15 protein-coding genes are annotated in these 13,107 nt (G+C 68.6%); 3 read left to right on the top strand and 12 right to left on the bottom strand.

The features are described 5' to 3' along the window. Window positions 1–11 precede the first annotated feature (11 nt). On the top strand, window positions 12–1,481 hold the full coding sequence (locus ACWEJ6_RS14110) for an APC family permease (RefSeq protein WP_452423862.1): 1,470 nt from the start codon (window positions 12–14) through the stop codon (window positions 1,479–1,481). On the opposite strand, the gene ACWEJ6_RS14105 is transcribed toward ACWEJ6_RS14110, so the two are convergent. The 7 genes from ACWEJ6_RS14105 to rpsF all read right to left on the bottom strand — a co-directional run bounded on the left by ACWEJ6_RS14105 (window position 1,478) and on the right by rpsF (window position 5,894). Beyond that, the gene (locus ACWEJ6_RS14105) at window positions 1,478–2,221 is read right to left on the bottom strand and encodes an amino acid ABC transporter ATP-binding protein (RefSeq protein WP_364333025.1); all 744 of its coding nucleotides are present in this window, start codon (window positions 2,219–2,221) and stop codon (window positions 1,478–1,480) included. The two genes, ACWEJ6_RS14110 and ACWEJ6_RS14105, sit on opposite strands and share 4 nt — an antisense overlap. Further along, window positions 2,218–3,057: an amino acid ABC transporter permease gene (locus tag ACWEJ6_RS14100; RefSeq protein ID WP_452423859.1), complete on the bottom strand. Its 840-nt coding sequence runs from the start codon at window positions 3,055–3,057 to the stop codon at window positions 2,218–2,220. The genes ACWEJ6_RS14105 and ACWEJ6_RS14100 overlap by 4 nt, the downstream gene beginning before the upstream one ends. 17 nt (window positions 3,058–3,074) lie before the next feature. Then, entirely contained in the window at window positions 3,075–3,953 is an 879-nt protein-coding gene (locus tag ACWEJ6_RS14095) for an ABC transporter substrate-binding protein (RefSeq protein ID WP_452423856.1), read from the bottom strand. Window positions 3,954–4,136: 183 nt separating this feature from the next. Next, window positions 4,137–4,583: a 50S ribosomal protein L9 gene (gene rplI / locus ACWEJ6_RS14090; RefSeq protein WP_352322940.1), complete on the bottom strand. Its 447-nt coding sequence runs from the start codon at window positions 4,581–4,583 to the stop codon at window positions 4,137–4,139. Window positions 4,584–4,597: 14 nt separating this feature from the next. Continuing rightward, on the bottom strand, window positions 4,598–4,834 hold the full coding sequence (gene rpsR / locus ACWEJ6_RS14085; protein WP_020543048.1) for a 30S ribosomal protein S18: 237 nt from the start codon (window positions 4,832–4,834) through the stop codon (window positions 4,598–4,600). A 63-nt stretch (window positions 4,835–4,897) separates the two neighbouring features. Then, window positions 4,898–5,455 carry a single-stranded DNA-binding protein gene (locus tag ACWEJ6_RS14080; protein ID WP_352322941.1) on the bottom strand — a complete coding sequence of 186 codons (558 nt, stop codon included), beginning with the start codon at window positions 5,453–5,455 and terminating at the stop codon, window positions 4,898–4,900. A 148-nt stretch (window positions 5,456–5,603) separates the two neighbouring features. Beyond that, window positions 5,604–5,894, bottom strand: a complete 291-nt coding sequence (gene rpsF / locus ACWEJ6_RS14075; RefSeq protein WP_026214314.1) for a 30S ribosomal protein S6 — start codon at window positions 5,892–5,894, stop codon at window positions 5,604–5,606. Between the two features lie 266 nt (window positions 5,895–6,160). Between rpsF and ACWEJ6_RS14070 the strand changes: the two genes are divergently transcribed. Beyond that, the gene (locus tag ACWEJ6_RS14070) at window positions 6,161–6,403 is read left to right on the top strand and encodes a hypothetical protein (RefSeq protein ID WP_358291234.1); all 243 of its coding nucleotides are present in this window, start codon (window positions 6,161–6,163) and stop codon (window positions 6,401–6,403) included. A gap of 58 nt (window positions 6,404–6,461) precedes the next feature. Here ACWEJ6_RS14070 and ACWEJ6_RS14065 read toward each other — a convergent pair whose 3' ends face one another. After that, window positions 6,462–6,641 (bottom strand): hypothetical protein, encoded by a 180-nt coding sequence (locus ACWEJ6_RS14065; RefSeq protein ID WP_357973985.1) that lies wholly within the window; start codon window positions 6,639–6,641, stop codon window positions 6,462–6,464. Window positions 6,642–6,717: 76 nt separating this feature from the next. Between ACWEJ6_RS14065 and ACWEJ6_RS14060 the strand changes: the two genes are divergently transcribed. Then, window positions 6,718–7,461, top strand: coding sequence for a deoxyribonuclease IV (locus tag ACWEJ6_RS14060; protein WP_357973988.1), 744 nt, complete (start codon window positions 6,718–6,720; stop codon window positions 7,459–7,461). Between the two features lie 75 nt (window positions 7,462–7,536). Here the strand turns inward: ACWEJ6_RS14060 and ACWEJ6_RS14055 are convergent, their stop codons facing one another. The 4 genes from ACWEJ6_RS14055 to ACWEJ6_RS14040 form a co-directional block, all read right to left on the bottom strand. Further along, entirely contained in the window at window positions 7,537–8,601 is a 1,065-nt protein-coding gene (locus tag ACWEJ6_RS14055) for a mannosyltransferase family protein (RefSeq protein WP_452423853.1), read from the bottom strand. Next, entirely contained in the window at window positions 8,598–9,914 is a 1,317-nt protein-coding gene (locus tag ACWEJ6_RS14050; RefSeq protein ID WP_452423851.1) for a glycosyltransferase family 87 protein, read from the bottom strand. The genes ACWEJ6_RS14055 and ACWEJ6_RS14050 overlap by 4 nt, the downstream gene beginning before the upstream one ends. Next, window positions 9,911–12,373 (bottom strand): transglycosylase domain-containing protein, encoded by a 2,463-nt coding sequence (locus ACWEJ6_RS14045; RefSeq protein ID WP_452423849.1) that lies wholly within the window; start codon window positions 12,371–12,373, stop codon window positions 9,911–9,913. The genes ACWEJ6_RS14050 and ACWEJ6_RS14045 overlap by 4 nt, the downstream gene beginning before the upstream one ends. Before the next feature lie 231 nt (window positions 12,374–12,604). Beyond that, window positions 12,605–12,991: a DUF5318 family protein gene (locus ACWEJ6_RS14040; protein WP_352322948.1), complete on the bottom strand. Its 387-nt coding sequence runs from the start codon at window positions 12,989–12,991 to the stop codon at window positions 12,605–12,607. Between the last annotated feature and the right edge of the window lie 116 nt (window positions 12,992–13,107).

The following is a 13,107-nucleotide window of genomic DNA, read 5'->3' as shown; positions in this document are numbered from 1 at the left end:
CGGGGTGTTCCGTGTCCACGATTCTTCGACGACTGCCACCGTCAGAGGCGACCGGGTTACGCACCGGCGCCCGGCACAGCCTGTCCGAGGTCTACCGCCCGGCCGACCTCGTCGTTCTCGGTCTCGGTGTGATCATCGGCGCCGGCATCTTCAGCATCGCCGGCGAGCAGGCCCACACCATGGCCGGTCCCGGCGTGATCCTCTCGTTCATGATCGCCGGTATCGCGTGCCTGCTCGCCTGCCTGTGCTACGCCGAGCTGTCGTCCACGATGCCGACGTCGGGCAGCGCCTACACCTTCACGTACGTCATCTTCGGCGAGGTCTGGGCCTGGATCATCGGCTGGGCGCTGATCCTGGAGCTGCAGTTCGCCGCCGCGGTGGTGGCCAGGGCGTGGGCGTCCATCGCGGTCAAGGCGGTCGCCGACTTCGGCGTACGGGTGCCGCAAGGCGTGGACGACGTGCTCGTCCTGGTCATCCTGGTGCTGCTCACGGGCATCGTGGCCCTCGGCGCGCGGGTGGGGCTCCGGGCACTGTGGATCATGGTGTCGGCCAAGCTGCTGGCCATCGGGGCGGTCATCGTCGTGGGCCTGACCCACATCGACGTGGCCAACTACGGCGACTTCTACGTCGAGCCCAAGGCCCTGCCCGTCCGCCCGCAGACCGTCATCGAGGTCTTCGCCGGGCACGGCATGGCCTTCGGCTGGTTCGGCGTCTTCGCCGCGGCCTCGGCGATCGCGTTCGCCTACATCGGCTTCGACATCGTCGCGACCTCGGCCGAGGAGAGCGTCAACGCGCCGAAGTCCGTGCCCAAGGGCATGATCCGCAGCCTGGTGATCGCCACGGTCATCTATCTGGCGGTCGCGCTGGTCATGGTGGGCATGGTGTCGTACACGAAGATCAGCGGGGACGCGCCGCTGTCCAGCGCGTTCCGGGCCGTGGGCGTGGACTGGATGGTGCACGTCATCGACGCGGGGGCGGTGCTCGGGCTGACCACCGTGATCCTGGTGCTGATCGTGGGTCAGACGCGGGTGCTGTTCTCGATGGCCCGCGACGGGCTGATCCCGCGCGGCCTGGCCACGGTCAGCCGCAAGTACCACACGCCGTCGCGGGTGACGCTGGTGATCGGGTGCATCGCGATCGTGCTTGCCGAGTTCGTCCCGGTGCTCACCATGCAGGAACTGGTCGTCATCGGGACGTTGTTCGCGTTCCTGTTCGTGGCGGCGGGCGTGATCGTGATGCGGCGGCGCATGCCGCACCTGGAACGCGGCTTCCGCGTGCCGCTCTCGCCGCTGCTGCCCGCGCTGTCGCTGGTCGCCACGCTGTGGCTGATGCTCAACCTGCGCCTGCTCACCTGGGCGTGGTTCGTCCTGTGGATGGCCTTCGGCCTGCTGGTCTACCTCCTGTACGGCCGCCGCAACAGCCTGCTGGCCGCCCCGCGGGAGGCCCCGGCCGAACCCGGCCGGGGCCGCCACCGCCGCTAGAGGCGTCCGGATTCGAGCACGCTGCGCAGGAACTCCCTGGTGCGCGGCTGCTCCGGCGCGGCGAAGATCTTCTCCGGCGGGCCCTTCTCCACCAGCACCCCGCCGTCGAGGAAGCACACGGTGTCGGAGATGTCGCGGCAGAAGCTCATCTCGTGGGTCGTGAGGATCATCGTCATCCCCGACTCCTTGAGCTCCCTGACGATCCCCAGCACCTCCACCACCAGCTGGGGGTCGAGCGCCGAGGTGACCTCGTCGAGCAGCATCAGCCTGGGCTGCATGGCCAGCGCCCTGATGACCGCCACCCGCTGCTGCTGCCCGCCCGAGAGCTGGTCGGGGTACGCGCCGGCCTTGGCCGCCAGCCCGAACCTGGCCAGCAGCTCGTGCGCCTGCTCCTCGGCCTGTTCCTTGGACGTCCTGAGCACCCGCCGGGGCGCGAGCGTGATGTTGTCGAGCACGCTCATGTGCGGGAACAGGTTGAACGCCTGGAAGACGATGCCGAGCCGCTTGCGCACGTCGTCGACGTCCACGCGGGGGTCGGTGATCTCCTGGCCGTCGAGGTGGATGGCGCCGTCGTCCACGGTCTCCAGCAGGTTCACGCAGCGCAGGAGGGTGGACTTGCCCGACCCGGACGCGCCGATCAGGCTGACGACCTCGTGCGGCTGCACCTCAAGGTCGATCCCGCGCAGCACGCTGTGGCCGTGGAAGTTCTTCCACACCCCTTCGATGGTCAGCAGGCTCATGCGCCACGCCTCCTGCGCGTACGGGCGGCCAGATGGTCGGTGAACCTGGCCATCGGGATCGTGAGCAGGATGAACACCAGCGAGGCGACCAGGTAGGGGGTGTAGTTGAACTTGCTCTGGACGATGATCTGCGCCTGCCTGAGCGCCTCCAGCGGCCCGATGGTGGCCACCAGCGCCGTGTCCTTCTGCAGCGAGACGAAGTCGTTGAGCAGCGGCGGCACGACCCGGCGGGTGGCCTGCGGAAGCACCACGAACCGCATGGCCTTGAAGTGGCTCAGGCCCAGCGAGCGGGCGGCGGCGATCTGGCTCGGATGCACCGACTCGATGCCGGAGCGGAACACCTCGGCCACGTACGCGCCGTACGACAGCGTCAGCGCGATCACGCCCAGCGTCGCCAGGTCGGTCGGGATGCCCTGCAACCGCAGCGCGGGCAGCCCGAACCCGACGAGGTAGATGACCAGGAGCGTCGGCACGCCGCGGAAGACGTCGGTGTAGAGCGTGGCCAGGGCCCTGATCGGGAAGAACGCGGGCGCGGTGATGCCCCTGGCCAGCGCCACCAGCAGCCCGACGATCAGGATCAGCGGCTCGGCGATCAGGAACATCTTGACGTTGAGCAGGAACCCTTCCAGCACCTTGGGCAGCGCGGCGACGAACCACTCGGGAGAGAAGAACGCCTCCCGGACCCGGGGCCAGCCGGGCGAGTTCGTGGCCAGGACGGCGACCAGGACGATGAACACGATCGTCGAGGCCGTCGCGATCGAGGCCGAGCGGCGCGCCCGCGACCTGCGGACGCGCTCGCGCTCCAGCTGACGCTGCGAGGGGACGTGCTCGCTCACGGGCTTACTGGTCGGGCTCACGACAGTTCGGGCGCGCCCGCCGCCGAGCCCAGCCACTCCTGCTCGATCTTCGCCAGCTCACCCTTCGACTTCAGCGAGTCGACGGCCTTGTCGACGCAGGGCTTGAGCGCGCTGCCCTTCTCCATGACCAGCCCGAACTCCTCCGGCGTGCCGCCGGTCGAGCTGAACTGGCCGACGATCTTGGAGTTCTCCACCTGGGCGGCCGTCACGTAGAACGCGGTGGGCAGGTCGACGGCGATCGCGTCCACCTGCTTGTTCTTCAGCGCGTTCACGGCGTCGACCTGGTCGTTGTAGACGTTGGGCTCGGCGGACGGCTTGATCACGTCCTTGACGCCGGCCAGCGACGTGGTGCCCACCTGGACGCCGAACTTGGCGTCCTTGAGCTCGGCCAGGCTCTTGGCCTCGGCGAACTTGCTGCCCTTGATCGCCACGACGGCCTGCTTGACCGTGTAGTACCCCTTGCTGAAGTCGACCGCCTTGGCACGGTCGGGGTTGATCGAGACCTGGTTGACGTCGAAGTCGAACTGCTTGGCGCCGGGCGCGAACGCGGAGTCGAACTTGACCGTGCTCCACTCCACCTCGGTCCGGTCGAAGCCGAGCTCACCGGCCACCGCGAACGCCACCGCGCTCTCGAACCCCTGGCCGTTGCTGGGGTCGTCGTCCTTGAACCACGGCTCGTAGGCCGGCTTGTCGGTGCCGACGGTCAGCTTGCCGCCGTTGACGAGCTTGAGCTGGTCCTTGGCGCAGGCGTCGGCCGCCGCGGAGCCGGTCGGGGCGGAACCGGTCGCCGTGGCGGCCGGTTGGTCGGCCGGGGCACATGCGACGGCCCCTACCGCGAGCACACCGATCGCAAGCAGCATCGTGGAACGGGCCATGGCAGAGCCTCCAGGGGGAAACACACACAAAGAACGCAGGCATTCTACGCGGCCCCCATAGAGATGAAGTGCGCAGGTCACCAGGCCAGCCGGTCCCGCAGGGGAACGCGCCACCGTGGCAGCCGGTCCCCCGGAACGCGAAAAAGCCCCCCTCCTGACGGAGAGGGGCTTGATCAGCAGTCGTCAGCCGGCCACGACGTCGACGTCGACGGACGCCGACACCTCGGGGTGGAGCTTGACGGTGATCTTGTGCGACCCGACGCTCTTGATCGGGTTGCGGATCTCGATGCGACGGCGGTCGAGGATCGGGCCGCCGGCCGCCTTGACGGCGTCGGCGATGTCGCCCGTGGTGATCGAGCCGAACAGCCGGCCCGACTCGCCCGCGCGGGTGGACAGCCGCACGCGCAGGGCGCCGAGCTGGCCGGCGACCTCCTTGGCGGTGCCGAGGTCGCGGATCTCGCGAGCGTCGCGAGCCTTCTTGATGGTCTCGATCTGGCGCTCGGCGCCACGCGTCCAGCGCATGGCGTAGCCGCGCGGGATGAGGTAGTTACGGCCGTAGCCGTCCTTGACCTCGACGACGTCGCCAGGGGCGCCGAGGCCGGAGACCTCGTTGGTGAGGATGAGCTTCATGTCGACAGACCTCCTTAGCGCGCGGTGCTCGTGTAAGGCAGCAGAGCCACCTCACGGGCGTTCTTGATCGCGGTCGCCACGTCGCGCTGGTGCTGGGTGCAGTTGCCCGTCACCCGGCGCGCACGGATCTTGCCGCGGTCGGAGATGAACTTCCGCAGCAGCGCCGTGTCCTTGTAGTCGACGTATGAGATCTTGTCGTGGCAGAACAGGCAAACCTTCTTCTTGGGCTTGCGCAGTGCCGGCTTAGCCATCGTGGTGCTCCTCTCAGAGCCCCGCCTTTCGGGCGGGAATGGACTCGGGCTTGTGGACAGGTGTTAGAAAGGCGGTTCGTCGCTGAAGTCGTTGCCGCCGCCGAAGCCGCCGCCCTGGTTGCCGCCACCGCCGCCGCCGAAGCCGCCGCCACCGCCCTGGTAGCCGCCGCCCTGGGGCGGGGCGGGCGAGGCAGAGGCCCACGGGTCGTCGGCGGGACCGCCGCCGAAGCCGCCGCCACCGCCGCCACCCTGGCGGGTGGTGCGGTTGACCTTGGCCGTGGCGTTGCGCAGGGACGGGCCGACCTCGTCGACCTCGACCTCATAGACCGTGCGCTTCTCGCCTTCCTTGGTCTCGTAAGACCGTTGCTTGAGCCGCCCCTGCACGATGACCCGCATGCCGCGCTGGAGGCTCTCGGCGGCGTTCTCCGCCGCCTGCCGCCACACGTTGCAGGTCAGGAAGAGGCTTTCGCCATCCTTCCACTCGTTGGTCTGGCGATCCATGAACCGCGGAGTGGACGCGATGCGGAATCGAGCCACCGCTTGACCCGTCGGGGTGAAGCGCAGCTCCGGGTCGTCGACAAGATTGCCGACGATGGTGATTACGGTGTCGCCTGCTGCCATGGCTAGCGCTCGCCTTCCTGCACGCCTTCGCTTGGGTTACGGCTCAGAGTACGGGTGCTCTCCGACAAAAAGCCGGTGGTCGTCAACAAGAAACCCGCTCGTTGGGCCGCCTCCCGGAGGGACGGCCCGCTTCGCGGCTTTCCTGTGGCTAGTGCACGTCCGGGCGCAGGACCTTGGTGCGCAGAATGCCCTCGTTGAGGTTCATCTGGCGGTCGAGCTCCTTGACCGTCGCGGGCTCCGCGGACAGGTCGATGACGGCGTAGATGCCTTCCGACTTCTTGTCGATGTCGTAGGCGAGACGGCGACGGCCCCAGACGTCGACCTTCTCCACGGTGCCGCCGTCGTTGCGGACCACGGTGAGGAACTGGTCGAGGGACGGCGCGACAGTGCGCTCATCGAGCGAAGGGTCCAGAATGACCATTACTTCGTAACGACGCATGCGGGACTCCAACCTCCTCTGGACTTTTGCGGTCACGACACTCTGCCGTGACAGGAGGACGCTGACGTCAGGCCGCGGCGCCCCATTTCGGCGCCCCGGGGCGATGGGTCACCCATCACAACGCAGCGCTGCCCAGGTTACCAGCCACGAGTAGGTGGGAAGGCCTGTAGGAAACCAAGGGGGTGGCGGCTGTGCCACATGTGCTTCATCCCTCAGAGAGGGAGCGGTTCAGGCTCACGCTCAACACCGACGGACGCTCTCACCCGGTGGAGAACGGCCTGGCGATCGCGACACTGGTGTGCGGGCTCGTGGCGTTCGTCGCCGCGTTCTTCCCCGCCGCCCACGTGATCTCGTCCTGGATCGGCACGCTCGGTTTCGGGACCGGGCTCTACTCGCAGTACATCTCGGTGACCACGCCGCAGCGCTCGGTCAACATCGTCGGCCTGGTGGCCTCGTTCGTGGGGGCCGTGCTCGGCATCGCCCACGGCGGCTTCCTGCCGCATCCTTGACGGGCCTCTCGCCCGGCCTACGGCCCCGGTGACGCCGGGGCCGTCGGGTATATGTGACTCACCTGCCGATGTGCAGGTCGATGCCGAGCAGTACCAGGAACCACAGGAACACCGCGAGCAGAGCCTCGGCGACGTCCCGGAGGAGACCCGGGGTGATGTAGTCGTAGATCCAGGCGACGTAGATTCCGACGATCACGTAGACCAATAAGATCAGCGCCCGCAGCCGCCAGCGTGTCATGTGCGCTCTCCTCGGGGGTAGGGGGTGCCGGGCGTCTTCCCGGAGGCGGTTCCGCCAAACGGATAAGCTCCTTGACATGGTGCGTATCGGAGCTCACGTCGACCAGGACGATCCCGCCGCTCACGCCGAACGGGTCGGGGCGGAGGTCGTGCAGTTCTTCCTCGGCGACCCGCAGGGCTACGCCAAGCCGGTGCTGCCGGACAAGCCGGTCGAGGGCGTCGACGTCTACATCCACGCCCCCTACCTGATCAACGTCGCCACGACGAACAACCGCATCAGGATCCCCAGCCGCAAGCTGCTCGAACAGCACCTCAAGGCGGCCGCGGGGCTCGGCGCCAAGGGCCTGGTCGTGCACGGCGGCCACGTCAACAAGAGCGACGACCCGCAGGTGGGCTTCGACAACTGGCGCAAGGTGTTCGAGCGCATGGAGTGCCCGATCCCCGTGCTCATCGAGAACACCGCGGGCGGCGGCAACGCCATGGCCCGCAAGCTGGAGCGCATCGCCCGTCTGTGGGACGCGCTCGACGGCTTCGACGTGGGCTTCTGCCTCGACACCTGTCACGCGCACGCGGGCGGCGAGGAGCTGGTCGACCTGGTCGAGCGGGTCAAGGCGATCACCGGCCGGATCGACCTCGTCCACTGCAACGACTCGCGCGACGACTTCGACTCCGGCGCCGACCGGCACGCGAACCTGGGTCAGGGGAAGATCGACCCGGAGCTGATCCTGGCGGTCTGCCGCGCGGCGGGCGCCCCGGTCGTGGTGGAGACGCCGGGCGAGGGCCAGGCCGACGACATCGCGTTCCTGCGCAAGAACCTCTGAACGTCTCCCGACCGAAAACACACAGCCTGTGGATAACTTCCCTGGATTACCGAGGCGAAGAAACGGGTAGAGACTTCAGCCCGCCCAGGCGCCCGTGAGGAAGCGGGCCGCGTTCAGGTACATGAGCGGCCCGCAGATCACCGCGTACAGCACGATCACCCACGGCTTCCTGGTCGCGACCTTGGCGACCAGGACCCACAGCGGGAACCACAGCAGCAGCGAGCGCGGGATCGACAGGTAGTACGCCGAGGTCATCAGCGCCGCCGCCTGCAACCCGCAGTAGACGGCCTCGCTCCACCTGCGCAGCGCCAGCAGCCATACCAGCACGCCCACCGCCAGCACGGCCCCGGCGATCTCCATGCGGAAGGCCACCGCGAAGTCGTCGGTGCCCATGGCCGAGTTCCACGTCGTGCGCCACGCCTCCCAGGGCCAGACGAAGTCGCGTCCCCAGCCGGCCTCCTGCGCGTGCTTCCACGCCAGCCAGTCGCCCGAGCGCCGGTAGTGGTAGAAGGAGTACGCCGCCAGCGGCAGGAACGGCACCGCCAGCCAGCCGGCCCGCCGCCACGACTCCCTGCTCCTGACGAACTCCACCGCCAGCGCGACCGCCAGGAACAGGCCGGTGATCCGCACGCACGACGCCCCGGCCGCCAGCAGGACGGCCTGCGGCCAGCGTCCGAGCCGGGCGGCCAGCCACGCGGGGATCGCGAAGGCCAGGAACAGCGACTCGCTGTAGCCCGCCGCCAGGAACACGGCCATCGGGAACAGCAGCAGCGCCAGCACCGCCATCCAGCCGGTCGCGCCCTCGAACTCGGCCAGCCGGGCCAGGGCGACCATGGCCACCGCCCCGGCGACCAGCGAGATCAGCAGCCCGCAGATCGCCCAGTCGGGCACCACGAGATGCACCGCGCGCAGCACGACCGGCAGGCCGGGGAAGAACGCGGGCAGGCCGTCGTCGGGTGGTTTGCCCGGTTCGCCGTCGTAGCCGTACTGGGCGATGGTGACGAACAGGCCGGCGTCCCATTGGCGCCACTTGCCGGCGTACTCGGCCAGGGTCAGGCCGAGCAGCGTGGACAGCAGGAGCCCGGCCCGCGATCCGAGCCACAGCAGCAGCGCGTCCCGAGCGGCCGAGCGGGTGATCATCGTGTCTTCAGCACGAACCGGTCGGGGGCGTCGTCGAACACCCCGCCCGCCTGGTCGTCGACGCCGTCCTGGCGCACCACGTCCCGGTCCGGACGCAGGATGTCACGGACGACGAACGCCATCATGATCCCGATGGTGATGACCCGTCCCCAGACGGCGGTGAAGTACGTGTTGTCCCCGATGCCCAGGTCGTCCCTGCTGAGCGGGGGCTGGGCGAGCAGGTAGAGCCAGATCGCCGCGAAGTACCAGACCTCGGCGAGCTGCCACAACGCCAGCGGCTTCCACCTGGGCCTGGCCAGCACCGCGAACGGCACCAGCCACAACACGAACTGCGGCGACCACACCTTGTTCGTCATCATGAAGGCGGCCAGGGCGAGGAAGCAGAGCTGCGCCAGCCGGGGCCGGCGCGGCGCGGTGAGCGCGAGCACGGCGATGCCCAGGCAGAGCGCGGCCAGCGTCACCATGCCGAGGGTGCTGACGTCGGCCTCGCCCAGGACCCCCCAGCCCTTGCGCTGGAAGAACAGCCACGGAGAGCCCCAGTCGATCCCGCGTTCCTGGGAGAAGACGTAGAACCGGCGCCAGCCGTCCCAGGCGAAGACCATGAAGGGCACGTTCACCACGAGCCAGGCCCCCGCGGCCGACCCCAGCGTCACCAGGAACGGCCGCCAGCGCGCGGTCCGCAGCGTGAGCAGGAACAGCGCGCCGAGGAACATCAGCGGGTAGAACTTGGTCGCGATCGCCAGCCCGAGCAGCACGCCCGCGAGCACCTGCCGCCTGCGCGCCCAGGCCAGCAGCATGCCCATCGACAGCGCGCCGGCGACCAGGTCCCAGTTGATGTACGCGGCCAGGATCACGGCGGGCGAGATCGCGTACCACAACGCGTCCCACCGGCGGGTGGGCCCGGCCACCGCCGCCATCAGCAGGACGCCGGCCACCAGGCAGACGCCGAGCAGCAGGACCGTGAGGTCGTAGAACCGGACGGCCTGCGCGACCTGGTCGAGCTCCAGCTTCCGCGAGATCCAGGCGATGACCTGCATCACCTCGCCGAGCACCACGGGGTACTCGACCTGCTTGTCGAACGGCACGTCGGCGAAGTACGGGTTCTGGGTCGCGAGCTGCCGGTCGAAGTACAGCGGGTAGATGTCGGTGTAACAGAAGTTCGTGTACGTCTGGACCTGGTCGTTCCATCCACCGGTCCGGCACGGCAGCCGCACGACGTAGCCGAGGACGGCCCCCAGGGCGGCGATCAGCCCCAGGGGCAGGTACGGCACGGCACGCGCCGCCAGCGGGACGCGTGCCTCGGTCGTGGTCACCACTCCTCGTGTCGGGCGCTCATCTGCGAGGTTCCCGTCGGCCGGGAGTCGGGCACCTTGCCGCCTCCGCCGCCGCTCAGGATGCCGTGGTCGTCGGCCTCGGGGATGCCGGTGTCCTGGGAGTCGTCGGTGACGTCACCGCTGTCGTCGTTGCACGGCGCGACCAGGCAGTTCTGGTCGCTGCCGTCGTCGAAGGGGTTGTCCGAGCCGTCGTCGAACGGGTTCGTGGCGGTCGGCGTCGGCGTCGGCACCGGGCGCTCCACGATGTTCTCCGGCAGGCCGATGTCGGCCTTCTGCGGGAACTGCTCGATCGGCTTGCCCTCGTGGGCGGCGAGCATGAACCGCCGCCAGGTCGCGGTGGGCGGGCCGGCGCCCTCGAAGCCGAGCGAGACCTCCTTGGCCGTGGTGTACGGGTTGTCCGTGTTGTACTTCTTGTGCGGCTTGCCGCCGGGAGTCTCCGGGCAGTTGGAATGCATGGGCTGGACGATCTTGCCCGTCTTGGTCACGCACTGCTCGCGGTAGAACCCGACGGCCGTGGAGATCTGCGGGGTGTAACCGACGAACCAGGCTTCCTTCTCGTCGTTGTTGGTGCCGGTCTTGCCGGCCGCGGGCCGGTTGCCGAGGCCCTGACCGGCGGCGGTGCCGCTCCTCAGCACCTCCTGCATTGCGGTCGTCGCGTCGGCGGCCACCTCGGCGTCGATGACCCTGGTCGAGGTGCGCTGCTCGGGGTAGACGACCTGGCCGTTCAGCTTGACGTCCTGGACCACGTGGTACTTGGTGTACTTGCCGCCGTTGGCGAAGATCGCATACCCGGCGGCCTGCTCGACCGGCTTCACCAGGGCGCTGCCGATGGCGAACTGGAACTGGTGGTCCTTGACGTCCTGGTCCATGCGCCCCTTGTCGAACCCGGCGTTCTCCACGAGCTCCTTCACCTCGTCGAGCTTCCTGGGCAGCTTGTACGCCATCGACACGTACGCGGTGTTGACGGACTGGGCCGTGGCCTTGACCACGTCGACGGCCTGGCCGACGTTGTGGCTGTTGCGGAAGCCGCCGTCCTGCTGACCCGGGATGACCTTCGGCACGGTCTGGTTGCCCGGCACGTAGCTCTTGAGCGAGTAACCGGCCTGCAGCCAGGCCGCCAGCACGTACGGCTTGAACGCCGACGCGGCCTGCTTCTTGGCGTCGAAGGGCTCGTTGAACGGGTCGGTGAGGAAGTTCGAGCCGCCGTAGAAGGCCAGGACGCGGCCGTTCCTCGGGTCGACGGCCGCCAGCCCGGCGTGGTACTCCTTCGACCTGGTCGCCAGCTCGGTCTCCACCGCCGTCTTGGCGGCCTTCATGAGGTTCTCGTCGAAGGTCGAGGTGATCTGGTAGCCGCCGCTCCTGACCATGTCGGGGGTGAGCTTGCGCTGCTTCAGCTCCTCCAGCACCTGCGTGATCATGTAGCCGCGCAGGCCCGCGTAGACCTCCTTGGTCTCACCCTTGCGGATCTTCGGGAACTTCGCCTTCGCCGGCAGATCGCCGTACTTCTGGGGCCACTGCTCGGCCATGTACTTGATGGTCGTGCTCCACCGATCGCGCAGGCCGGGGTCGTCGGGGCCCCAGCTCGGGCGCTGGATGCGGGCGGCCAGGTAGGCGCCCTGCTCGGGGGTCAGGTCCTTGGCGTGCACGTTCTTGCCGAAGTACGCCTGCGAGGCGGCCTCGACGCCGTAGGCGAGGCCGAAGTTCACGGTGTTGAGGTAGCGGGCGAGGATCTCTTCCTTGGACAGCGACTGGTTGAGCTTGACCGCGACGAAGATCTCCTTGAGCTTGCGCTTGACGGAGACCTCCTGGCTGAGGCCGTCGTAGTAGCCGCGGGCCATCTGCTGGGTGATGGTCGAGGCGCCCTGGAGCTGCTGGCCGGTCGCGGTCATCCACACCGAACGGGCCATGCCCGAGAGGGAGACGCCGGAGTCCTCGTAGAACGTCTTGTTCTCGATGGCGACCGTGGCGTCCTTGACCGTCTCCGCCATCTTGTCGATGGTGACGGTCTGCCGGGGCACGCCGAGCTTGGCGAGGACCTTGCCGTTGCGGTAGTAGAGCGTGCTCTGCTGCGCCACCGCCGACGCCTGCGTGCCCTCGGGCACCGGCGTGAGGTTGTACGCGACCATGATCATGCCGAAGATGCCGGCCGCCAGCACGACCACGCTGGCCACGACGATCTTCCAGCTCGGCACGAACCGGCGCCAGCCGCCGCGCTTCCTGTCCGGCGGGCCGGGCGGCTCGGGGGGCTCGCCCTGCCCGCTCGCCCGGCGCGAGCGCCTGGGCGGCGCGTCGCTGACCATCGTCTCCTGGTTGCTCAGCGAACGCGTGTCCTGCCGGGCCCGGGAGCGGCCGCGCGGCGTCGGCTCCTCGCGCCCCTGGGGCGCCCCGCGCTGGGGCTGCGGCCCGGAGGCGGGGTCGCCGTACGGCTGCGCGGACATCGCGCCCGTCTGCTCGTACGCGGCTTCAGGACGACGCTGCTGCTGCGAGGCACCCCAATCGGAATCGCCGGTTTGGGGAGGAGAACCTGGGGGCACAGAACGGGATGAGTTGGAGCGACGGCGCCTTCCCGGGCGGGCCGTCCCCTCATTCATGCTGTTACTCACACGTCCTCGCATCGTCGTCGGATAAAAACGGCGTATGGGCGTGAGGTGACTCGCCGCCCTCGGTGTTCACGGTTGGCCGACGAGGTCTGGCGGTCCGTTGCCGAGGACGAACGAGACCGTCAGGTGGTTCCAGGAACAACCTTGGCAGACCTCGACGACGTACACCCGGAACTCATCGTAATCATGGGCCATTTCGACAAGCTCTGACGTGGCCTTTGCCTGACCGGCATGCCGTCCCAGCGAATCGCCGAAGACATAGGTCACGTTGGTGACGTTCTCCCTCTCGCACACCGGGCAGAGACGTTCGGTCGGCTCGCCGAACACGCGGGCCGCGCGAAGGAGGTACGGCTGTGCGTCACAGAGGTCCCCGCGCGAGGCACGGCCCACCTCCAGGGAACGGACCGCTGCCCGCTTGGCGAGGCCGTAGTCCACCACCCTCCGCTGTGACCACATGAGCGCCAGACTACGGCGTTTTACCGAATCATCCCAACGGCTTGGCAAATCCTTTGATTGCGGCCTTATAGCGAATCGACGTATCCTCTGGATGTATCGACTCGATACATCGGCGC

This window comes from Nonomuraea sp. NPDC004702 (assembly GCF_053601695.1).
This window is presented reverse-complemented; position numbering and strand designations above follow the sequence as displayed.